Genomic DNA, 21,828 nt, shown 5'->3' with positions numbered 1-21,828 from the left:
CTATTCAGGCGGTAGACGGCTACGGAACTGATATCGGAGCACGGGCCGGTAGGGAGGCGGCAAGCGGCGGGGTGCGAAACGCGCTACGCTTGCCGTATACGATATGGACAGGTTCACTCGCCGTTCAACGCCCAGGTAGCTGATGGCGATGCCGAGAAGCAGTCCGCTCTCGTAGGTGGCCCAGTAGGGAATGAAATACGCGAACAGTGCAGGCAAGATAGCGAAAAAAAATCGCGCCCATGGCTTGTCACCCCGTTTCCTGTGGTTGACGGCGGCCCACCAGGTTCGCCAGAGAATCGACAGCGTGGCCAACAGTCCAATGATGCCTCCCCGGTACAGGACATGGACGAAATGGTTGTGTGGCACCATGTCCTGTCCCGTCCCATCGCCGAAATCGATCGGATTGTATCCACTGCCATAGGGGAATCCGACCAGGTAAGTAGTGGGGTCCCGGGAGTCGATCCATCTGGTCAGCAACTCGTTCCAGTATTGAGCTCGCCCAACCATTGTTCCTTCTTCCAGGCTGACCGCGTGATCGGCTGAACTCTTGACCGACGCCAGCACGCTGTTGTCTTTGGTTGGGATTGCGACTGCAATGGCGAGTGGGATCAGCACCAGCGCAAGGACCGGTATGGCACTTCGTTGTTTGCCACCACCCCCCGGCTTCGCCCACAACAGGCAGGCCGTTCCGACGAAGGTGCTCACCCACACGGAACGATGCTGCAGGATCGCGATCGCTGCCAGTTCTAGTGGAAATACCAGCCACAGTGACGGAACCAGCTTTCCTCTTATCGCCCGGAACAAGAGCCCGAGGGCACCGATCGCGATGACAAGGGTGGAGACCGAGCCGATCACCCGGAACCGCACCCCGGTGGTATCGAACGCCATGATTTCTTGTTCGTATTTCGGGTCGAGCGCGGAGTTGATCCAGCGGTAATACACCAGCAAGCAAAGGCATATGGAACAGAGAATCCACAAATTCATTACCTTCGCAATCATGCGATCGCTCCACTTCACGGAGCAGAAGTAGGCGACCGTCACCCACAAGTAATAATGTCCGCGCGCATCCACGCCAGCCAGCGTACCGATCGTCTTGACTCCCCAGATGGCGAGCCCCAGCTGCACCAGACCGATGAGCCACCAGGCTGCCGGGACGACCCTGGGGCTGGCAAACAGGGAGAAGCGGATCAGGCAGGCGACGGTCAGCACAAGGAAAACCAGGTCTGCCGGGTAGAGCGAGATCCCGAATTTGAATTCGATCGGCAGGTTGAGGGCGTCCAGCACAACGAGGCCGAGCAACAGTGCCGCCGCATGCGTAGGCTGGGATGCAAGCCATCCTGAGATACAGGCCAGCGCCATGAAGGAAAACATGGCAAGCATCGGTGTAAGGAAGAGGTCGTGCAACACGTGATGTCCTGTTGGAGTGTCGTTACAAGGATGGGCGTTCGATCTGCCGGAGCTGCAAGCATCCCGCCCTGCAGCTTTCGATCACCGATTCGTAAAGCTGGACATAGGCCGGAACGACGACTTGCGGCGACCAGAGTCTTAATGCCCTGGCGCGGGCCGCGTCGCCGAGACGCCGGCGCAATTCGGAACCGCCGAGTGCCCATGCAATTCCGTTGGCAAGGTCGCCCGGATCGAAAGGGCGGGCAAGATAGCCGGTTGACAGATGCTCGACGACTTCCGGTAGCCCGGTGCAGTCAAAAGCGACAACCGGACAGCCGCATGCGTGCGCCTCGGTACCTGATTGCGGAAGGTTTTCCAATCGCGAGGGCGCCACCATGACGTCTGCGGCACTGTAGAGGAGGGCAAGGGTCGTATCGTCGCCGATGTGGCCCATCCACCTCACCGGGAACGGCACCGGCAAGGCCTGCCGCGGTTCTCCCTGGCCGAAGACGACGCATAAGGGCCGTGCTCCACCGGCCGCCATGATATTCAGGGCTTGCAGTAACAGGTCATAGCCCTTGTTCAGGTCTCGGGTGCCGCCCAGTGCCCCGAACAGCACGATCTGCTGGTCGAGCGGCAAGTTCAGTGCGTGACGGCTGTGCTCGCGGTCCAGGGGTTTGAATACATCGGTTTGCAGGACGTTCGGAATCACCGTGACCGGCCAGTCCTTCATGAGCGCGCTGTGCCTGACGCAGTCGGCCAGCCAGCGGCTGGGTGTCACGATCTGAATCGGCGTTTTCCATGCGCGGCGCTTGCGGTTCCAGGTATAGCGATCCAGGTCCAGCCCGGAAGCCCCGGTGGGTCGGTTATCCGGAAAGTAGCCTGTACGCCATCTTGCATTCGGCCCGTCATCGGTAATATGTTCGGACCCGCATAGTGCCCACATGTCGTGGAATGTCCATACCAGCGGCTTGCGTATCTTGCCGATATCCTCGATGGACAAGGACTCGCCGCACACCCAATGCAGGTTGACGAGGTCCACCGCGCTGTCGTTGATCCCGGCTGCCATATTCGAAGGCAGAATATTCAGCGAATGAATACAGTAATTCGCGCTTTTTTGAAGTGCCGCGAGCCGGCCCCCAATCTTGGGCCGGATATAGCGTTCTACCTTTTCGTAGATAGTTGCCGGCCCGCGAATCCGCCAGTCGTCGGTCTTCTTGTCCATGACCGTCATGCGGGTTTCGGGTGAAAAGGAACGAAGCGCGCGGTACAGGCGGTACGCGGCGCGGCTGGCTCCGCCCGCACTGTCGGAATGACTCAGAATTTCGATCGTCGCCATTGGTCTTCTCGCTCAGGCAAGCTGTTGTCGGTCGATGGACTCATGCTTTCTCCAGGTCTTTTGCCAACTTGCGTGGTTCGGACCATAGGAATTCAGGATGGTCGTCAACCAATGCGACGCCAGCAGTGCGCCATCGAACTTGCTGCGGTAACGGGTCAGCGCCGCATCCGACAGCTGCCGATACATGTCGGGATCATCGAGCACCTTGATCAGCAAGGCTGCTGCCGCGTCGACGTCATCGAGGGGCCAATGATAGCCTTCGGTGGCATTGTCGAAGATTTCCATGATCCCGCCGACGGCCGGCGCGAGGATGGGGCGACCGGCCGCCAATGCTTCGATCAGCGTAATCGGCATGTTCTCGATCTGCGCTGCATGCGCCAGTACGCGGTGCCGCACGATCATCCTGGCAGCGTTTTTTCGAAATCCGGCAAATATCACCTGGGATGCAATGCCGAGTTCGCAGGCCAGTGTCTTGAGCCGCGCTTCCTCCGGGCCGTTACCAACGATGGTCAGCGTATAGCGATGGCCGAGCGAATTGGTCCGGGCGATCACATGCAGCAGGAAAGCGTGGTTCTTCCTGGGTTCGAGCGTGCCGATCGAGATCACGTCCGCATCCATGTGCGCCGGATGCTCGGCAGACGGCGGATCGGCGATGAAATTCGGGATAACGGTATGGGACACATTCACCAGGCCCGGTAACCTGTCGAGCGCAACCTGGCGCATGAAATCGGAAACGAAAATGATCTGGTCGACGTACGGCAGCGTGGACTGCTCGGTACGAACCGCAAGTCGCCACAGCGGACCGTTGATCGTCGCCTCGCCTTTCATCAGCAACTCCTCCGCGATCGACACGTTGTAATGAATGACGATGACGACCCGGCATTCATGCCTGGCTTTTACTTTCAGGGCGGCCTTGGCGCTGAGCGGATCCTGGGCATACAAGGTGATCGCACGTCCGCGCGTGCTGCAATTGGGAAGCGTCTTCATCAACATGCTTTCGATGACCTTGCTTTCGATCCAGGCGCCGAACACAGCCGCATGCTCCTTGCTGACCCTCGCCATCAAGCGCCTTGCCTGGTTCGCGCATTTCGACCATATCCCTCGTCGTGGATGCGGAGAAACGAGCTCCGCATCGATGTCATATGCCCGCGCTTGCGCGAGGATCTCATTGAAGTGCTTTTCGACGCCGGTTGGTCCGTTGCCGTCAAGCAGGCTTACGATACGAAGTGCATGATTCAAGACAGCCTCCTAGACGTTTAAGAACTTTCTTATTGGCATGGAAAGCCGTTCGATAATGACCAGGCTGCTCATATTCCTCGTCAGGAAAGACGCGCCAAACTGCTGGGCCAGCAGCAGCGATGCGGCGGTCGCAATGAAGATCACCGACAGCAGTCGCGGGAGGGCAGGGAGAAAGGCGAGGCATCGGTCCGTGCCGGTCGCCACCAACGCTACGGTGAGACCGAAGCCGGCTGGAAAACACAGCTTGCGTAGGTAGTCGGCTGCAGCGGTACCGGTCAGCCGCAGGGTCGATGCCGTCAGCAATGCCCAACGCAGCGCGTAGGCGGCAAAGACGGTCCAGGCGGTGGCAACCATGCTGTATCGGACCGCAATGAACAGCATTGGCACGAACAGCAGGACCGTATAGGCCTGGCTGCGCAGTTCGGCGCCCACCTGGTCGCCGGCCATCAGTATCGGCCCATTGATGGCGAGCAGGGCATTGACCAAGACAGCCAGCGCGAGCGGCGCAACAAGCGGTACCGATGCCTCCCAGCGCTCGCCGTAAATGCCGAGCACGAGCGTCCTGGACACCAGCGCGGCGGTAGCGAAAACGGGTATGCATACGAGTGCGACGGCCGCGCTCGTCTCAAGGTAAATCATTCTGAGCCGGCCAGTATCGTGCTGCTGGCGGGAGCAGGCTGCGAACAACACGCCCTGGAAGCCGGTTGCGATAATGCTCATCGGCGTGTTCAGCAGGTTCAATGCACGGCTGTACAAGCCGAGATCCGCTACGCCAAAGGCTCTGCCTATAAAGACCGTATCGAGATTGCTGATGGCCCAGCTGCTCAGATTGGCCGTCGTGACTTTAAGGCCAAACTTGGCCAAGCCGGGTGTCCGGCAACGAAAGCATGGCGTCAGGGGAACCGGTGTCACGCGCAGCAGCAGGCAAGTACTCAGCACCGACTGCGTGATCTGGGCCGCCACCAGGCTCCAGGCACCGGCGCCCAGGTAAGCGAAGGGTATGCCGATCGCCACGTAGCCGCATAAATAGCTCGCTATGCCGATTTGCTGCACTGTCTTAAAGTTCAGCTCTCGACGCAGCAGGGCGGCTGCGGTTTGACCAGGGCAATCGATAACGAACAGGAAAAACATTGCCATCAGCATCGGCGTTGCCTCGGGCTTATGAAAGTAGGTCGCGATCGTCGCTGCCGACAGGCACCCGATGCCTGTCAGGACCAGGGCGAAGGCCATCTGGCAGGTAAAGATGAAGCGCAGTTCGACTTGCGACAAGCTAGCGCGCTGCACCAGCGCTGCACCAAAGCCGAGATCCGCCACCAGCCTGCCCAGGCCCAGGATCATCCAGGCCAGCGCCACGATACCGAACGGTCCCGGCCCCAGCAGGCGTGCCAGCAGGACGCCGATGAAGAACTGCGACATGCCCCGTGCAAGATTACCGAGGTAGTTCCATTTCAGAGCGTGCCAACCAGAATTCGGCATGGGGCATCCTTTGCACTATCGCTTTTCAGGACCGCAGTCGGCCTCAAGAGGCTTTACGCGCCCCATCCGATACGCTTGGTCGGGACATCATAGTTGTACAGGTATTCGGAAGCGCGGTGTCGTGGCTTGCCGTCGTTGAAAATGATGCCTTCCGGCGAAATCCCCGCGTGGTTCAGGCGGCCGACCGATTCCCCGATTTCCTCTTCCGTGGTGACACCCGCCCTCGCGACGATGAACACGGCACCAGCATGTGCGCCAATGATGGCCGCATCGGCGACTGCGAGCACGGGCGGGGCGTCGATCAGCACCAGGTCATAATGCGTGCTGACAGTTCTCAGCCAGATATCGACATCTCTTTGCATGAGAAATTCGTGCCGGCCTATTGCGCCTGTTCCTGTCGGAATAAAGTCCAGATTGACCAACACTTCACGCCGGATACCCTGGCCGGCCCCTGTCGCGCTGGTGATCGCTTCGTACAAGCCGTTGTCCTGCGTGGTGCCGAAATAACGGTGGAGATGGCCGTTACGCATGTCCATGTCAACCAGGAGCACTTTTTTGCCGCTTGCTGCAATGACGGCCGCCGTGTTCGCCGCGACGAAGGATTTGCCGAGGTGCGAAGTCGGGCCGGTGATCATGACAATATTGTTGCGAAAGTGGGGCATTGCGAATTGCAGCGCCGCGCGAAAGCTTCGCAATGCTTCGATGGCGGGGTCGCCTGGAGCGACCTGTGCCAATAGCGGAATATTTCCCAGCCTGGTATCGGATTGCCTGTTCAGGCGCTGTTGATAACTGCTGTGTGGAATATTCGCAAGCACGACCTTGGCGTGCAGCGATTGCTCGATGGTCTCCGGGCTGTCCACGCCTGCTCGTAGCGAGCGCCGCACGAAAGCGATCGATGTTCCCAGAAGCAAACCCAGCATCACGGCAAGCGAAATGATGAGAGGGCGGTTTGGCTTGACCGGCGTATCAGGTATGGACGCCGTATCGATGAGTTGTACGTTGTTCAGCTTGCTAACAGAGAGGATCCGCAGTTGTTGCGCCATATTCGATAGTTGCGCATACAGATCGGTGTTCACCTTGATATCCCGGGTAAGGCTCAGTTCATCCTGTTCCAGCCGGGGAAGGGTACGAATCGCTCCGGTATTTTTCCTGATTTCCTTGTCGACCGCTGCCAATTGCTGGTCAATGGCGAGCATCAAGGGATGCTGGTCGCTCAGCCGGCTTGCCAGTTCACTGCGTTTCTGCAGCAGTTCGAACCGTTTCGTTTCGGCTGCAGCCGACTGTTGCAGGCCGAGCTTCGCTTCCTCGCCGAGGTTGACGGTGCCGTTGCGATGCCGAAAGTCGTTATAGGCTGCTTCAGAGCGCTCGAGCTCGCGTTTCAGGAGCGGCAGCCGCTCATTCAGGGTGGCGAGCGACTTTTCAACCTGTTCCGAATTGTGGGCCAGGTTTTGACGCAGATACTCCCGTCCGATTTCATTGAGCAGATTGCTGACCTTTACCGGATCGTCTCCCTGCAGCCTGACTTCGATAATGCCCGATTGCTTGCTTCGCTCGGTAACCGTCATTGCTGCCTGTATGGCGGTGACGAGCGACTGTGTCGGTATACGGTGCAACAGGAAACGGGTTCCCGGCTTCCCTTCCAGGCGGTCGACCTGCAGTTCGATCTTTCCTACCGAGGTGCTGGCAATCATTTTCCGGCCAACCATGCCCAACCATCCCTGGTGAATGCCGTCCTCGACACGGTAGCGTCCATCGCCGAGTGCCGTCAGCTCAAACGGGTGGTTCATCAACCTGTCGGGAACATTGAAGACCGGCACGGCGATTTCTTCCTCGCCCCAGGCATAACCTCCGCGGCCGAACAGCCCGGGTTCCGACAGGCCGCCGTCGCGATTTGCGAACAGATGCGCCAGTCCCGGCAAGGGGAAACGCTTCGGAACTGCCACGATGTCGAGCCCGAGCCTCTCGGCGGCCGGCTGGATCACTTTGCGAGACTGCAGGAGTTCCATTTCCGCCATCGTGGTCTTCTTGGTTTCGAAGAGCGAGGAAACGTCGCTCAGCACGTTCCTGGTTGCGTTCGGACTCGGTTCCTCGACACGGACGCTGAGCGAGGTCTCGTAGACCGGAGTGCGGCTGGCTGCAAAGAGCGCGCCCGCCAAGCTAACCAGCATGGCGACACCGACGATGAGCCAGCGGTTCTCGATCAGTACCCTGAAGTAGGTCTTCAGGTCGGTGGTCGAGCCGTCCCGCGAGAACTCCGGTGCCGGCTCATTGACGTGGCCACCCATCCGGGAAGAGGCGCGAAGGGTAGTGTGAAGAGCAGTATGGTCGTGATTCATGATAGTCGCCATGGTGAGATGAGGCTGACGGGCGACTGCGGTGGCATGTGTGATCGCTCATGCCGACGAAACGTGTCGCCGGAGCGATGCATGCCCGCAGGCCCGTTTATTGCGTATTCAGGAAAGCCTGGTAGGTCAGTTCTAAGCCTTTGTCCAGCGGCGTCGCTGCAGCCCAGCCCAGCGCCTTCAGCTTCGAGACGTCGAGCAGTTTGCGCGGCGTGCCGTCCGGCTTGGTCGGGTCGAATTCGATGCGGCCCCTGTAGCCGACCGTATCGCCGACCAGCCTGGCCAGCATGTGGATGGGGATATCCTCTCCGGTCCCGACGTTGATATGCGATTGCATCGGAGCCGTGTGCCGGCAATACGTGGCATGGTCCAGCTCCATGATATGCACGCTTGCCGCCGCCATATCATCGACATACAGGAATTCACGCATCGGCTTCCCGCTGCCCCAGATCACGACCCGGTCGTGGCGTGCCAGTTTCGCCTCATGAAAACGCCTCATCAGCGCAGGAATGACATGGCTGTTATGTGGATGGTAATTGTCGCCAGGGCCATATAGATTGGTCGGCATGACGCTGCGGTAATCCGTTTTGTACTGCCGATTGTAGCTTTCGCACAATTTGATTCCGGCGATCTTGGCCATGGCATAGGGCTCGTTGGTGGGCTCGAGGGCGCCGCCCATCAGGTAATCTTCGCGGATGGGTTGCTCGGCCATTCTTGGATAAATGCATGACGAGCCGAGAAAGAGCAGTTTTTTGACACCGGCTCGCCATGCCTCATGCACCACGTTGGCCTGCACCATCATATTGTTATAGATAAACTCCGCGGGATAAGTATTGTTCGCGTGAATACCCCCGACTTTTGCCGCCGCAAGGTAGACCTGGTCGACTTGTTCGTTTTCGAAGAACGCGCGTACCTGTGCCTGGTCGGTCAAGTCAAGTTCGGCGTGGCTACGCATGACGATATTCGGGTATCCCCGGGCACGCAGGGCTCGCGTAATGGCCGAGCCAACCAAGCCTTGATGTCCCGCCACGAAGATGCGTTCCTGTACATTATTCATGGCTTACTCCCTGAAGAAGTCTTTTTCGTGTTCATGGGACTTGAGCAGCCTGGAGCGCCGCGCCGTTTCCAGGTCGTGAAAAACCATTTCCCTGACCATGTCGTCGAAGCTCGTGCGCGGCCGCCAGCCCAGGCACTCATGCGCTTTGGTCGGGTCGCCAAGCAGGGTTTCCACCTCTGTAGGACGGAAATACTGCGGGTCGACGGCAACGATCGTCTGGCCCACCCGCACTCCCGGGCACTTGTCGCCATCGATCCTGGCGATCACGCCGCGTTCCGTCACGCCGCCGCCTTCCCATGCGATTTGCATGCCGAGTTCTGAAGCGGCGGCCTCGACGAATTGGCGCACCGAATATTGGCGTCCGGTTGCGATGACGAAATCATCTGGCTTGTCCTGTTGGAGCATGAGCCATTGCATCTCGACATAATCGCGTGCATGGCCCCAGTCACGAAGTGCGTCCAGGTTTCCTAAGAAACAAATATTCTCGATCCCTTGCGCAATATTCGACAGGGCACGGGTGATCTTGCGGGTGACAAACGTCTCGCCCCGCCTGGGTGACTCATGGTTGAACAGGATGCCGTTACAGGCATACATCCCATAGGCTTCACGGTAGTTGACGGTGATCCAGTAGGCGTAGAGCTTGGCGACGGCATAAGGACTGCGAGGATAGAAGGGGGTGCTTTCCCGCTGGGGAACCTCTTGCACGAGCCCATACAGCTCCGACGTCGATGCTTGATAGAAGCGCGTTTTGTTTTCCATTCCCAGCAGCCGGATCGCTTCGAGCAGACGCAAGGTTCCCAGACCGTCGACGTCGGCCGTATATTCGGGTGAATCGAACGATACGGCGACATGGCTCATGGCGCCCAGATTGTAGATTTCATCGGGTTCCACTTCGTTGACGATACGGATGAGGTTAGGTCCATCGCTGAGATCGCCGAAGTAGGTGTGAATGGCAAAGTCGCTGGGACGAAAGCCCTGGCCAATATGGTCGATCCTTTGGGTGTTCGCGACGGAGGAGCGCCGTTTGATCCCATGTACTTCGTACCCTTTTTTGAGCAGGAATTCCGCGAGATAGGACCCATCCTGGCCGGTTATTCCGGTAATCAACGCTTTTTTCATATTTTGCCTATGTTAATAATTATTGAATCATTGCAAATTATGGTTCCGGTGAATTGATGAGTAATCGAAAACGCCTTAATGCCGAGTGTAGATATGTGGCCGTATCAATGGCTCGGAATTAATGTTCCAAAGTTATATCGGAGGAGGGAGGTGAGTTTGATCTAGATCAGTAGTAAATGAGCTCGCTTAAACTGTTGTATTAAAGAGAATTTTCTTTTGTCTTTGAATACTCATCCATATTTTCCCGGTGGGGTAGCTGCGAAGGTGTTTCTTGGTAGTATTAATCCTGTCTTCAGAAGCGGTGGTAAACATTTCAAAACAAATATGCTTGACTATAAGAATTGCCTACACTTTTCACGCGGCAATTGTTCAATATTTATTCGGAAATTTGGCCAAGACTGCAATGTGGTGAAAAATAAAATGGTATTGAAAAAAAAAGGCGAACGGTTTAATGTGGATTTTCGGTAGAGGCCGTTTGGGGACTGTTGGTGACGCGCGGGAATGCGTCTTGCCCACCGACAGGACATAATCAAGAGACGCTGTTGCACCCTCGTTCCGATACGGGAGCTGTGCCTCTTTGCCTGAGGATTGCGTGCACAGTCGTAATGTCCGGTAAGGAATGGGTTTGTATCAGAAAGAGAAAATGATAAACGTCGTAGTTGCGAGTAGTTTGTTCCTGTTCCGTGAGGGAATAAAGGCCATCATCGAATCCCAAAAGCATCTCAGGGTGTGTGGCGAGGCGACGTCCATGCAGGAAATCCTGGGGACTGACGATGAAGAGAGAAACAGAGTGGTTATTGTCGCAGAGCCACTTGCTCATGGCCACGACGAGGAAACGGCGCGAGCGATCCGTGAACGGGCATCGCTGCCCATGGTTATGATTGCGCAAGGTAAAAGCATTGACGACGTACAAGCGGCATTGAAAAGCGGCGCACGCGGAATATTAACGCGAAGCTGTCCGAAAGAGCATTTGCTCGAAGCCGTAAGTGTGGTATCGGCTGGAAGGATTTATGTCAGCCGGGAGATGGCGATGTTGATGGCTACCAGTCTCAAATCATTCGGTGCAGTGAATTCGTTCTCTCGCCTGACCCAGCGGGAGATTGAAATACTCAAGAGGGTGGCGATTGGAAGGAAGATATCGACGATCGGGGATGAATTGAGGATCAGTTCGAAGACCGTGAGCGCCCATAAGGCAAACATCATGGAAAAGCTGGCAATCAATTCCAATTCTGAACTCGTGGTCTACGCCATGAAGAACAATTTATTCGATCTCTTTGTCGACCATAGCAATCGGAAGGGACGAAGCGAATAGCAGTCAATCCGAGGTAATCCGGGGAAATATCTTTTGCCGGTGCAAGTCGCTAAGGTATGAGCATGTTGAATTGCAGGCCACCGTGCGATTGAGACTGGCGCCGTGGAGGTATGGCGAAAAGGCGGATATGGAATCGAATCCGGTAACAGAGCTCATCGACGACATTGTCACAGGCGTTTATCCTGATCCACATTTAATTCGCGAGCGCTATTTTCTCACCCAGTCGCTTTACCTCCTGGTATTCATCGCACAGCGATCGCCACGAAAGACCCGGGACAGCTCAACGGAAGTGATGCGCGCAGCCATCAAGAGAATGATGCAGGCGTCACGCTCCTGAAGCGAAGGCGCGCACCGAACGGATGAGCAGGCCTTACGGCAGGGAGCAAGGCGTCATGGCGGGAAGTTGGTCCCCCCGACTGGAATCGAACCAGTATCCCACGCTTAGGAGGCATGTGCACTATCCATTGTGCTACGGGGAGGACGCTAGCCACTGCCGGGGCAGGGCGGCGCAGGACAAGCCTGCAGTTCGGCGAGCGGACCCTGCAGGGCAGGCCGGGATCGTGAACCGACCGCAATTATAGCTGATGATGAGGACAATATTGGAAGTGCGGCCCTCGCAGTCGGTACAATGCGCCTTTCCTTCACAGTTTACTCACCCGCACGCCGCATCGGCGACGGGCACGCACACAATCATGGCTGTCATTTCCCTTTCCTCCGCGCAACTGGCTTTCGGCCACGTGGCGCTGCTCGACCATGCTGATTTTTCCATCGAAGCCGGCGAGCGCGTCGGGCTCATCGGCCGCAACGGCACCGGCAAGTCCTCGCTGCTGAAAATTATCTCCGGCCGCTCGAAGCTCGACGATGGCCTGCTGGTCATGCAGCAGGGCATCAAGATCGCCTACGTCGAGCAGGAGCCGGTGTTCGATCCGGCCATGACGGTGTTCGACGCCGTCGCCGGCGGCATGGGCGAGCAGAAGGCGATGCTGGCCGAGTACGAGTCGCTGACCGGGCAGTTTGGGCAAGGCAATGACGACGCGGTCATGGAGCGCATGCACGAGTTGCAGGTCAAGCTCGATGCGACCGATGCCTGGAGCGTCGACAACAAGGTCGAGACCACGCTGGACCGCCTCGGCCTGAACGGCAACGCACAGATGGGCACGCTGTCGGGCGGGATGCAGAAGCGGGTCGCGCTGGCGGTAGCGCTGGTGTCCGCTCCGGACGTTCTGCTGCTGGACGAGCCGACCAACCACCTCGATTTCACCTCGATCCAGTGGCTGGAAGGCCTGCTGCGCGAATTCCGCGGCTCGGTCCTGTTCATCACCCACGACCGCCGCTTCCTCGACAACGTCGCCACCCGCATCATCGAGCTCGACCGTGGTCGCCTGCTGTCCTTCCCAGGCAACTTCAGTAAGTACCAGGAACGCAAGAAGGAGTTGCTGGCGATCGAGGAAATCGAGAACGCCAAATTCGACAAGGTGCTGGCCCAGGAAGAAGTCTGGATCCGCAAGGGCGTGCAGGCGCGCCGTACCCGCGACGAAGGCCGCGTGCGCCGGCTGGAATCCTTGCGCCTGGAGCGCGCCGCGCGTCGCGACCAGCAGGGCCAGGTCAGGCTCGACGTCGGCAGCGGCGAGCGTTCCGGCAAGATCGTGGCGGAACTGGAAAATGTCTCCAAGCGCTATGGCGACAAGGTGATCATCGAGGACTTCACCGGCATCGTGCTGCGTGGCGACAAGGTCGGCCTGATCGGCCCGAACGGCGCCGGCAAGACGACCTTGCTCAAGATCATCCTCGGCGAAGAGACGGCCGACGCTGGCCGCGTCAAGCTCGGCACGAAACTCAACGTCGCCTACTTCGACCAGATGCGTGCGCAGCTGAATGAGGAAGCCTCGCTGGCCGACACGATCTCGCCGGGCAGCGACTGGGTCGAGGTCAACGGCCAGCGCAAGCACGTGATGAGCTACCTGGGCGACTTCCTGTTCGCGCCCGAGCGCGCCCGTTCGCCGGTCAAGTCGCTGTCCGGCGGCGAGCGCAACCGCCTGCTGCTGGCGCGCCTGTTCGCCAAGCCGGCCAACTGCCTGGTGCTGGACGAACCGACCAACGACCTCGACATCGATACGCTGGAACTGCTGGAAGAACTGCTGGCCGAATACAGCGGTACCGTGTTCCTGGTCAGCCACGACCGTACCTTCCTCGACAACGTCGTGACCGAGGTGATCGTTTCCGAAGGGCAGGGGATGTGGCGCGAATACGTCGGCGGCTACAGCGACTGGGAGCGCGTGAAAAGCGAGGCTGCCAGGGCGCCGGCGGCGCCGCCGTCTACTGCCGCGAAGACGAGCCCGCCTAAAACGACCGATATGTCATCCAGCGCACAGAACGACTCTGGCAAGAAGGTAAAGTTGAGCTACAAGGAACAGCGAGAGCTGGAGGAACTCCCTCGGCTCATTGCCAGCCTTGAAGACGAGCAGTCGGCGATCACGGCCCAGCTGAACGCGCCAGACTTTTACAAGACCAATCCCGCCGATGCGCGCAGGATCAATGCACGCTTCGCGGAGATCGAGGACTTGCTGCTTGATGCCCTGGAACGCTGGGAGCGCCTCGAGGCGCGCGTCCGGGGCGAGTAGCATGGCTCGCTAGATAGCGCAGGCCAGGGGCCTGCTGATGGAGAAACATGACTGAACATGACGATCGCATCGCTTCACCCGCCGCGGCGACGATTTCGGCCGATGCGCCAATGTTCAACCGTGCGGCCTGGGTGCGCATACTGCCTTTTGCTGCCTACCTGTTCTTCATCGTCGTCGGTGACGTCTTCGAACGCCTGGGCGCCGCCGCCTCCACGCTGCTGTGGCTCTATCCCGCCAAGATCGCCGTCGTCGTCTTGCTGCTGGCGACGTTCTGGCGCCAGTATTCCGAGCTTCGGTTCGCCGGGCTCAGGCGTTTCTGTGTTTCCCCCGCCGCGGTCCTGGCCGCGCTCGCCACCGGCGTGCTGGTGCTGCTCCTGTGGATCAGCCTCGACGCCGGCTGGATGATCTTCGGTAAGCCTTCCGGCTTCGACCCGCGCAGCCAGGGCCAGATCGACTGGCTGCTGGTGGCGATCCGCATCGCCGGCGCGGCCCTGGTCGTGCCCGTGATGGAAGAATTATTCTGGCGTTCCTTCCTGATGCGCTGGATCGACGCCGCCGATTTCGAGTCGGTTGAGCCATCTCAACTCGGTCTTAAAAGCTTCATCATCACTGTCCTGCTGTTCGGCTTCGAGCATAACCTGTGGCTGGCCGGCATCGTCGCGGGCGCGGCGTACAGTTTGCTGTACATGCGCCACCGCACACTGTGGTCGCCGGTCCTCGCGCATGCCGTCACCAATGGCCTGCTGGGAATCTGGGTGGTCCGGACCGGCAACTGGTCGTACTGGTAAATCCGTCAGCGCGTTTAACTTTAAGAAGACAAACAATCATGTTGAATTCCCGCCTGCGTCCCCTTGCCCTGCTGCTCCTCTCCGCCTTTGCCGCCATCCCGGCCGGCGCCGGTCCGAACGATGCGTTACACGTGTATGGCGGCGTTGCCTACGGCCACGACGATAACCTGCTGCGCATCCCCGAGAACCAGCCAGGGTTCGACAATGCGCGCGGCGATTCGTGGTGGACGCGTGAGGGTGGTTTGATCTTCGACAAGGAATATAGCCGCCAGCGCATCACACTCGTCGCCAAGCTGTCAAAGACCAACTTCGACCGCTTCAAGCAACTCGACTACGACGGCAAGGACATGCAGGCGAACTGGGCCTGGCAACTGGGCAATCACCTCCAAGGCAAGATCGGCACCTCGCTGCAGCAGGTGCTGGCCCCGTACACCGATTTCAGCAGCACCGAGCGCAACCTGCGCCGCAGCCGCAGCAGCTACGCGGAAGGCACCTGGCGTTTCCATTCGTCGTGGCAGGTGCGCACCGGCTTCCAGCGCGACAAGTACACCTACGAGGCCCTCAGCAACCGCTACAACAACCGCACCGAGGACGCTACCGAACTCGAGCTCGACTACCTGCCGCGCAGCGGCAGCACGGTCGGCCTGGTGGCGCGCCACGTGAAGGGCCAGTATCCGTTCCCGCGCCCGGTCGGCCCGTTCACCTTCAACGACAGCTTCACCCAGGATGAGCTGAAGGCGCGCGTGAAATGGCTCGCCACCGGCTCGACCACCCTCGATGCGCTGGTCGGCTACACGCGCCGCGACCAGCCCTCGTTCGGGGGGGCGACCAGCGGCGCGGCCGGCAAGATCAATGCGACCTACCAGCCGCGCGGCAAGATGACCTATACGGCCTCGGTCTGGCGCGACTTCGCCCCGATCGAGAGCACCCTGGTCAGCTACACGCTGAACAAGGGTGCCAGCATCGGCGCACAATGGGACGCCACCGCCAAGATCAAGGTCAACGCGGACGCCATCTACGAGCGCCGCAACTACAGCGCGCGCCAGGAATTTACGGGTGCCGACAGCCTGCGCGATTCGATCCGCACCGCCACCATGCGCGTGACCTGGCAGCCGCGCCCGACGATCCAGGTGCAGGCCGGAGTCGCGCACCAGGAGCGCAGCGGCTCCGTGACCCTCGGAACGGGCAGCTTCAAGTCGAACAGCATGACGCTGACGGCCAACGCCCAGTTCTGAGTGCAGTGTTTTTCAGGTTCTTATGACGGTCAATGACATACCACTGATATCGTTTTTCCAGCGGGTGCTCGATCCCCTGATCATCATGGGAACGCTGTACCTGTCCGCCTTGCTGTTCCACGAACCGTTCTCGGGCTACATGCTAGTGCTGATGATCTTGGCCTTCTTCATCTCCTCGGCCGTGTACCAGCACATCGACCCCTACCGTACCTGGCGCAGCGGGCGCATGTGGGCCTACGGACGTGACACCGTGTTCGGCTGGGCCGTGACGCTCGCCGTGCTGTGGTTCCTCGGCTCGTCGAGCGGCCTGAAGTATTACTATGACGAGCGCGTGTTGCTGACCTGGGCGATCGCCACCCCGGCGATCCTGCTGACCAGCCACATCGCGGCGCGCCTCGCCAACGCGCCGGGCCGAAGCAAGGAAGTGCGCTCGGTGGTGGTGGTCGGCGCCAACGACGTCGGGCTGAAGTTCGCCAGCGTGGTCGAGCGTCACCCGAACCTGTTCATGGCGGTGCGCGGCTTCTTCGACGACCGCGCCGACGACCGCCACCCGGCCGGCATGCACCACCCGGTGCTGGGCAAGACCAGCGAACTGGTGCAGTACGTGCGCGAGCACGGCATCAAGATGATCTTCATCAGCCAGCCGATCTCGGCCCAGCCACGCATCCGCAAGCTGATCGACGAATTGCAGGACACCACGGCCTCGGTCTATTTCCTGCCCGACGTCTACATCTTCGACCTGATGCAGGCGCGCTTCGACAACGTCGGCGGCATGCCGGTGATCGCGATCTGCGAGACCCCGTTCATGGGCCTGAACAGCACCATCAAGCGCGCTTCCGACATCGTGCTGGCGTCGCTGATCCTGCTGCTGCTGGCGCCGCTGATGCTGGTGGTCGCCATCGCCGTGAAGCTGAGTTCGCCGGGCCCGGCGATCTTCCGCCAGCGCCGCTACGGCCTGTATGGCGAGGAGATCATTGTCTACAAGTTCCGTTCGATGACCGTGATGGAAAACGGCGCCGCCGTGCAGCAGGCGCAGCGCAACGACGGCCGCGTGACGAAGATCGGCGGCTTCCTGCGCCGCACCTCGCTGGACGAGTTGCCGCAGTTCATCAACGTGCTTCAGGGACGCATGAGCATTGTCGGTCCGCGCCCGCATGCGGTCGCGCACAACGAGCAATACCGCAAGCTGATCAAGGGCTACATGCTGCGCCACAAGGTAAAGCCGGGCATTACCGGCTGGGCGCAGGTCAACGGCCTGCGTGGTGAAACCGCCACGCTGGACAAGATGGAAGCGCGTATCCAGTACGACCTCGACTACCTGCGCAACTGGTCGGTCTGGCTCGACCTGTGGATCGTGCTCAGGACCGTCAAGGTGGTGCTGACCCGCGAGAATGCTTTTTGAAGGGAACAGTCATCGACGAAATCGCGATTTCTACTTAGAGATGACTTAAAGGGGCGGATTCAATCGGATCGGCGCTTGCGAGACCGGTTGGGCTGCGTAGAATAATTGATGAGATTGCAATATTTTGAGGAGCGGCCCATCTGCGGTCTGCTACCTGGAAGGCAAGCAAGAACATGAAAAAAGCGCTGATCACAGGAGTGACCGGACAGGACGGCTCGTATCTTGCCGAACTGCTGCTCTCGAAAGGCTATGAGGTACACGGGATCAAGCGGCGCGCTTCGCTGTTCAATACCGAGCGCATCGACCACATCTATCAGGATCCCCACGTCGAGAACAAGAACTTCTTCCTGCACTACGGCGACCTGTCGGATACTTCGAACCTGAACCGCATCATGTGCGAAGTCAAGCCGGACGAGGTCTACAACCTGGGCGCGATGAGCCACGTGGCGGTCTCCTTCGAATCGCCGGAATACACGGCCGACGTCGACGGCATCGGCACCCTGCGCCTGCTGGAAGCGATCCGCTTCCTGGGCCTGGAAAAGAAGACCCGTTTCTACCAGGCCTCGACCTCCGAGCTGTACGGCCTGGTGCAGGAAACGCCGCAGCGCGAAACCACGCCTTTCTATCCGCGCAGCCCGTACGCGGTCGCCAAGCTGTATGCCTACTGGATCACGGTCAACTACCGCGAAGCCTACGGCATGTATGCCTGCAACGGCATCCTGTTCAACCACGAATCCCCGCGCCGCGGCGAGACCTTCGTGACGCGCAAGATCACGCGCGGCCTGGCCAACATCGCCCAGGGACTGGAGCAGCAGCTCTTCCTCGGCAACATGGACGCCCTGCGCGACTGGGGCCATGCGCGCGACTACGTCGAGATGCAGTGGCTGATGCTGCAGCAGGACAAGCCGGAAGACTACGTGATCGCCACCGGGCGCCAGTATTCGGTACGCAGCTTCGTCGAGCTGGCCGCGCGCGAACTGGGCATCGAGATCGCCTGGCAGGGGGAGGGCGTGAACGAGCGCGGCGTGATCGCTTCGATTACCGGGGACAAGGCCCCGGGAGTTGCGGTAGGGCAGCCGATCGTCGCGATCGATCCCCAATACTTCCGCCCGACGGAGGTCGAGACGCTGCTGGGAGACCCGGGCAAGGCGCGCGAGCGCCTCGGCTGGGAGCCCCGCACCACTTTCGAAGCGATGGTGCAGGAAATGGTGGCGAGCGACCTGGACACGGCGCGCCGCCACAAACTGCTGGCATCGCATGGTTACAACGTTGCAATTTCAATGGAGTGAACGTTGAATACTCAGCCTCGCATCTACGTCGCCGGCCATAACGGCCTGGTCGGCTCGGCCATCGTGCGCGCCCTGCGCGCCCACGGCCATACCAACATCGTCACCCGCAGCCACAAGGACCTGGAACTGACGGACCAGGCCCAGGTGCGCGAATTCTTCCGCGCCGAGCGCATCGACCAGGTCTACCTGGCCGCTGCCAAGGTGGGCGGCATCCACGCCAACAATACCTATCCGGCCGACTTCATCTACGACAACATGATGGTGCAAGCCAACGTCGTGCATGAAGCCTGGAGCAACGGCGTGCAGAAGCTGCTGTTCCTGGGATCGTCCTGCATCTATCCGCGCATGGCGCCGCAGCCGATCAAGGAAGAGTACCTGATGAGCGGCATGCTGGAGCCGACCAACGAGCCCTACGCCATGGCCAAGATCGCCGGCATCAAGCTGTGCGAAAGCTACAACCGGCAGTACGGCACCGACTACCGCAGCGTGATGCCGACCAATCTCTACGGTCCTGGCGACAACTATCACCCGGAAAACAGCCACGTGATTCCGGCCCTGATGCGGCGCTTCCACGAAGCCAAGCTGGCCAATGCGCCGGAAGTCGTGATCTGGGGCAGCGGCAAGCCGATGCGCGAGTTCCTGTACGTCGACGACATGGCGGCCGCGTGCGTCCACGTGATGAACCTCGACCACGATACGTATTCCCGGTACACCGACCCGATGCATTCGCACATCAACGTCGGCACCGGCGAGGACGTCACCATCGCCGAGCTGGCGCGCCTGGTCGGCGAGACCGTCGGCTACCGCGGGCGGATCGGCTTCGACACCAGCAAGCCGGACGGCACGCCGCGCAAGCTGCTGGACGTGTCGAAGCTGAGGCAGCTCGGCTGGCAGGCCAGTACTCCGCTGCCGGAAGGCTTGCAGCAAGCCTATGCTGCCTTCGTCGAATTGATGGAGGCGGAAGAGAACCGGGCTGCGGCCTGAAGCGGGCGCCGCAGGCAAGGATACGGCTGAGTGTTAGGCGACGTACAGAACCCCAAGCGTGCGGCATCCAGAATGCATCAGTAGCAGACTGCACAGTAAGACCTTTCGTTATAAAAAGAGTTCCACCAACCTCAAGGAAACTATCTTGAACACATACCACCTGGCTGCCATGAAAACGACATCTGCTCCCTCTACTCCGAAGCGCGTGCTGTGCGCCGCGCTGATCCTGGTTGCGGCAACCTTGAGCGCATGCGGCGACAAGGCGAAGGAAAAGAAACCGGGGCAGGCGCTCGCGAGCGTCAACGGCGAAGAAGTCACCGTGCTGCAGCTGAATGAAGAACTGCAGCGTGCCGGCGTCACGGCAGCCCAGCAGGACACCGCCAGCAAGCAGTTGCTGCAGGTCCTGATCGACCGCCAGCTGCTGCAGGAGGCGGCGGCCAAGGAAAACCTGGACCGCGATCCGAAGGTCATGCAGGCGATCGACCGCGCCAAGTCGCTGATCATCGCCCAGGCTTATCTGCAGAAGCGGATCGGCAACACGGCCAAGCCCACGGCGGCGGAGGTGGAAGATTACTTCAACAAGCATCCCGAATTCTTTTCGAACCGCAAGCAGTTCAACATGAGCGAAATCGTGATCGCTACCAACGACCTCACGCCTGAAGTACGCAGCGCGGCCGACGGCGCCAAGTCGCTGGAAGAGGTCGCAGTCTGGCTGGACGCGCACAAGATCAAGTATGGCCGCACCCAGATCAGCCGCAGCACCGCCGACGTGCCGCGGGAGCTGTCGACCAAGCTGCTCGGCATGCCGAAAGGCCAGTTGTTCGTGGTCAAGGAAGGTCCGCGTGCGATGTTCATCGCTGTGAACGAAGTCAAGGATGCACCGGTGACCTTGGCCGTCGCCGCCCCGCAGATCGAGCAGTTCCTGGTGAACCAGAAAAACAAGGAAATGGGGTCGGCCGAGCTGCAACGCCTGCGCTCCACCGCCAAGATCGAGTACCTGAACAAATCGATGATGCCCGATCCGAAGTCCGCGACGCCGGCCGGCGATGCTCCGGCCAGTGCCGTGGCGGGTACGCCGAATGCCGCCGGTGCGGGTGCGACCCCGGCGCCGGGCGCGACGCCTGCTGCCGCTACGCCGGACCGCGGCAATAGCACCGACAAGGCTGCGCTCGACCGTGGCGTCGCCGGACTGAAGTGACACGTTCAACATTGATAAAAAAGAGGGAACCAAAATGAAACGACTCGTACATTGGATGATCGCAGCAACCCTGGCGCTCGCCGCCGGCTTTACCAGCGCCGCCGAGGTGGTGCTGGGGCCGGGCGACGTGGTCAGGGCATCGGTCTACGGCAGCCCCGACTTGGCCACCGAGACCCGCGTCTCCGAAGCCGGCAGCATGACCTTCCCGCTGCTGGGTGAAGTGCAGGTCGGCGGCCTGACCACGCAGCAGGCCGAGAAGAAGATCGGCGGCCTGCTCGAGAAGGGCGGCTACCTGAAGAAGGCTCAGGTCAACCTCCTGATCACCACGCTGGCCAGCCAGCAGGTGTCGGTGCTGGGCCAGGTCAACCGCCCGGGCCGCTACCCGATCGAAGGCAAGCGCAAGGTGCTCGATCTGCTGGCCCTTGCCGGCGGCGTCAACCCGGAAGGAAGCGACTTGGTCAGCCTGGTACGTACCCGTAACGGCACCACCACCCGCGAAACCATCGACATCGTCGACATGGTGCGCAAGGGCGAACTGAACCGTGACTACGAAGTGGCCGGCGGCGACATCATCTTCGTCGAGCGGGCACCGCGCGCCTACATCACCGGCGAAGTGCAGCGTCCGGGTCCGTTCCGCATCGAGCGCGCGATGACCGTGCAGCAGGCCCTGTCGGCCGGCGGCGGCCTGACCCCGCGCGGTACCCAGCGCGGCCTGCGCGTCACCCGCAAGGATGCCAATGGCGTCGCCCATACGATCGACGTGAAGAACGACGATCTGGTGCAAGTCGATGACGTCATCACGGTAAAAGAGTCCTGGTTCTGATTGGGGGAACCTCGATAAACCTACTGCGCGGGCCCATTTCCGGCCTGCGATGCTCACCGTACTTGAGTACGGTTGCGCTTCTCGGCCAGAACTGAGCCCTGCTCGCTACGGTTTCTCGAGGTCCCGATACGCTGGTGGGTGTGCTTGCTATTCGTTTGGTTTCGAATTTTTTAGTAATTGCTTAGCTGGTTTTTTGTTCCACCCGTTTTGAAAAAAGG

General features: G+C 60.0%; 17 protein-coding genes and 1 tRNA gene. 10 read left to right on the top strand and 8 right to left on the bottom strand.

Translation table 11 applies throughout. From position 1 onward, the window contains the following. The 7 genes from ACI48D_RS23700 to gmd (ACI48D_RS23670) all read right to left on the bottom strand — a co-directional run bounded on the left by ACI48D_RS23700 (nucleotide 1) and on the right by gmd (ACI48D_RS23670) (nucleotide 9,958). Nucleotides 1-1,407 (bottom strand): O-antigen ligase family protein, encoded by a 1,407-nt coding sequence (locus ACI48D_RS23700; RefSeq protein WP_435573697.1) that lies wholly within the window; start codon nucleotides 1,405-1,407, stop codon nucleotides 1-3. A gap of 22 nt (nucleotides 1,408-1,429) precedes the next feature. Next, nucleotides 1,430-2,725, bottom strand: a complete 1,296-nt coding sequence (locus ACI48D_RS23695; RefSeq protein WP_435573696.1) for a glycosyltransferase — start codon at nucleotides 2,723-2,725, stop codon at nucleotides 1,430-1,432. 12 nt (nucleotides 2,726-2,737) lie between these two features. Beyond that, entirely contained in the window at nucleotides 2,738-3,964 is a 1,227-nt protein-coding gene (locus ACI48D_RS23690; protein ID WP_435573695.1) for a glycosyltransferase family 4 protein, read from the bottom strand. Nucleotides 3,965-3,973: 9 nt separating this feature from the next. Next, nucleotides 3,974-5,440, bottom strand: coding sequence for a lipopolysaccharide biosynthesis protein (locus tag ACI48D_RS23685; RefSeq protein WP_435573694.1), 1,467 nt, complete (start codon nucleotides 5,438-5,440; stop codon nucleotides 3,974-3,976). Nucleotides 5,441-5,493: 53 nt separating this feature from the next. Next, nucleotides 5,494-7,776: a GNVR domain-containing protein gene (locus ACI48D_RS23680; RefSeq protein ID WP_435573693.1), complete on the bottom strand. Its 2,283-nt coding sequence runs from the start codon at nucleotides 7,774-7,776 to the stop codon at nucleotides 5,494-5,496. Nucleotides 7,777-7,882: 106 nt separating this feature from the next. Next, the gene (gene fcl / locus ACI48D_RS23675) at nucleotides 7,883-8,839 is read right to left on the bottom strand and encodes a GDP-L-fucose synthase (protein WP_435573692.1); all 957 of its coding nucleotides are present in this window, start codon (nucleotides 8,837-8,839) and stop codon (nucleotides 7,883-7,885) included. Between the two features lie 3 nt (nucleotides 8,840-8,842). Next, the gene (gene gmd, locus ACI48D_RS23670; RefSeq protein ID WP_435573691.1) at nucleotides 8,843-9,958 is read right to left on the bottom strand and encodes a GDP-mannose 4,6-dehydratase; all 1,116 of its coding nucleotides are present in this window, start codon (nucleotides 9,956-9,958) and stop codon (nucleotides 8,843-8,845) included. A gap of 643 nt (nucleotides 9,959-10,601) precedes the next feature. Between gmd (ACI48D_RS23670) and ACI48D_RS23665 the strand changes: the two genes are divergently transcribed. Together ACI48D_RS23665 and ACI48D_RS23660 are read left to right on the top strand one after the other, a co-directional pair. Then, nucleotides 10,602-11,270, top strand: a complete 669-nt coding sequence (locus ACI48D_RS23665) for a LuxR C-terminal-related transcriptional regulator (protein ID WP_435573690.1) — start codon at nucleotides 10,602-10,604, stop codon at nucleotides 11,268-11,270. Nucleotides 11,271-11,397: 127 nt separating this feature from the next. Then, on the top strand, nucleotides 11,398-11,607 hold the full coding sequence (locus tag ACI48D_RS23660; RefSeq protein WP_435573689.1) for a hypothetical protein: 210 nt from the start codon (nucleotides 11,398-11,400) through the stop codon (nucleotides 11,605-11,607). A gap of 67 nt (nucleotides 11,608-11,674) precedes the next feature. On the opposite strand, the gene ACI48D_RS23655 is transcribed toward ACI48D_RS23660, so the two are convergent. Next, nucleotides 11,675-11,749 (bottom strand) — tRNA-Arg (locus ACI48D_RS23655). A 213-nt stretch (nucleotides 11,750-11,962) separates the two neighbouring features. On the opposite strand from ACI48D_RS23655, the gene ACI48D_RS23650 reads away from it, so the two are divergent. The 8 genes from ACI48D_RS23650 to epsE all read left to right on the top strand — a co-directional run bounded on the left by ACI48D_RS23650 (nucleotide 11,963) and on the right by epsE (nucleotide 21,610). Next, the gene (locus ACI48D_RS23650) at nucleotides 11,963-13,891 is read left to right on the top strand and encodes an ATP-binding cassette domain-containing protein (protein ID WP_435573688.1); all 1,929 of its coding nucleotides are present in this window, start codon (nucleotides 11,963-11,965) and stop codon (nucleotides 13,889-13,891) included. A 47-nt stretch (nucleotides 13,892-13,938) separates the two neighbouring features. Continuing rightward, nucleotides 13,939-14,679, top strand: coding sequence for a CAAX prenyl protease-related protein (locus ACI48D_RS23645; RefSeq protein WP_435573687.1), 741 nt, complete (start codon nucleotides 13,939-13,941; stop codon nucleotides 14,677-14,679). Between the two features lie 38 nt (nucleotides 14,680-14,717). Beyond that, the gene (gene epsL / locus ACI48D_RS23640; protein WP_435573686.1) at nucleotides 14,718-15,914 is read left to right on the top strand and encodes an XrtB/PEP-CTERM-associated polysaccharide biosynthesis outer membrane protein EpsL; all 1,197 of its coding nucleotides are present in this window, start codon (nucleotides 14,718-14,720) and stop codon (nucleotides 15,912-15,914) included. Nucleotides 15,915-15,936: 22 nt separating this feature from the next. Further along, entirely contained in the window at nucleotides 15,937-17,316 is a 1,380-nt protein-coding gene (locus ACI48D_RS23635) for an undecaprenyl-phosphate glucose phosphotransferase (protein ID WP_435573685.1), read from the top strand. A gap of 173 nt (nucleotides 17,317-17,489) precedes the next feature. Continuing rightward, on the top strand, nucleotides 17,490-18,605 hold the full coding sequence (gene gmd, locus ACI48D_RS23630) for a GDP-mannose 4,6-dehydratase (RefSeq protein WP_435573684.1): 1,116 nt from the start codon (nucleotides 17,490-17,492) through the stop codon (nucleotides 18,603-18,605). A gap of 3 nt (nucleotides 18,606-18,608) precedes the next feature. Continuing rightward, nucleotides 18,609-19,589 carry a GDP-L-fucose synthase gene (gene fcl / locus ACI48D_RS23625; protein ID WP_435573683.1) on the top strand — a complete coding sequence of 327 codons (981 nt, stop codon included), beginning with the start codon at nucleotides 18,609-18,611 and terminating at the stop codon, nucleotides 19,587-19,589. A gap of 145 nt (nucleotides 19,590-19,734) precedes the next feature. Continuing rightward, nucleotides 19,735-20,787: an EpsD family peptidyl-prolyl cis-trans isomerase gene (locus ACI48D_RS23620; protein ID WP_435573682.1), complete on the top strand. Its 1,053-nt coding sequence runs from the start codon at nucleotides 19,735-19,737 to the stop codon at nucleotides 20,785-20,787. A gap of 34 nt (nucleotides 20,788-20,821) precedes the next feature. Then, the gene (gene epsE / locus ACI48D_RS23615; protein WP_435573681.1) at nucleotides 20,822-21,610 is read left to right on the top strand and encodes a polysaccharide export protein EpsE; all 789 of its coding nucleotides are present in this window, start codon (nucleotides 20,822-20,824) and stop codon (nucleotides 21,608-21,610) included. The last annotated feature ends 218 nt before the right edge of the window (nucleotides 21,611-21,828 follow it).

Origin of the sequence: Massilia sp. LXY-6 (genome assembly GCF_051233485.1) — a bacterium.
In the GTDB taxonomy this organism is placed as follows: domain Bacteria; phylum Pseudomonadota; class Gammaproteobacteria; order Burkholderiales; family Burkholderiaceae_D; genus Telluria.
Note: the sequence above shows the minus strand (reverse complement) of the source record. Positions and strands in the feature narration are given on the sequence as shown.

Bases quoted from the DNA above. Each gene is read 5' to 3' on its own strand.
- ACI48D_RS23695 (WP_435573696.1), bottom strand. From the start codon at position 2,725: ATGGCGACGATCGAAATTCTGAGTCATTCCGACAGTGCGGGCGGAGCC.
- ACI48D_RS23635 (WP_435573685.1), top strand. From the start codon at position 15,937: ATGACGGTCAATGACATACCACTGATATCGTTTTTCCAGCGGGTGCTC.
- ACI48D_RS23685 (WP_435573694.1), bottom strand. From the start codon at position 5,440: ATGCCGAATTCTGGTTGGCACGCTCTGAAATGGAACTACCTCGGTAAT.
- epsE (WP_435573681.1), top strand. From the start codon at position 20,822: ATGAAACGACTCGTACATTGGATGATCGCAGCAACCCTGGCGCTCGCC.
- ACI48D_RS23650 (WP_435573688.1), top strand. From the start codon at position 11,963: ATGGCTGTCATTTCCCTTTCCTCCGCGCAACTGGCTTTCGGCCACGTG.
- ACI48D_RS23680 (WP_435573693.1), bottom strand. From the start codon at position 7,776: ATGAATCACGACCATACTGCTCTTCACACTACCCTTCGCGCCTCTTCC.
- ACI48D_RS23665 (WP_435573690.1), top strand. From the start codon at position 10,602: ATGATAAACGTCGTAGTTGCGAGTAGTTTGTTCCTGTTCCGTGAGGGA.
- ACI48D_RS23645 (WP_435573687.1), top strand. From the start codon at position 13,939: ATGACTGAACATGACGATCGCATCGCTTCACCCGCCGCGGCGACGATT.
- fcl (WP_435573692.1), bottom strand. From the start codon at position 8,839: ATGAATAATGTACAGGAACGCATCTTCGTGGCGGGACATCAAGGCTTG.
- gmd (WP_435573684.1), top strand. From the start codon at position 17,490: ATGAAAAAAGCGCTGATCACAGGAGTGACCGGACAGGACGGCTCGTAT.
- gmd (WP_435573691.1), bottom strand. From the start codon at position 9,958: ATGAAAAAAGCGTTGATTACCGGAATAACCGGCCAGGATGGGTCCTAT.
- ACI48D_RS23660 (WP_435573689.1), top strand. From the start codon at position 11,398: ATGGAATCGAATCCGGTAACAGAGCTCATCGACGACATTGTCACAGGC.
- epsL (WP_435573686.1), top strand. From the start codon at position 14,718: ATGTTGAATTCCCGCCTGCGTCCCCTTGCCCTGCTGCTCCTCTCCGCC.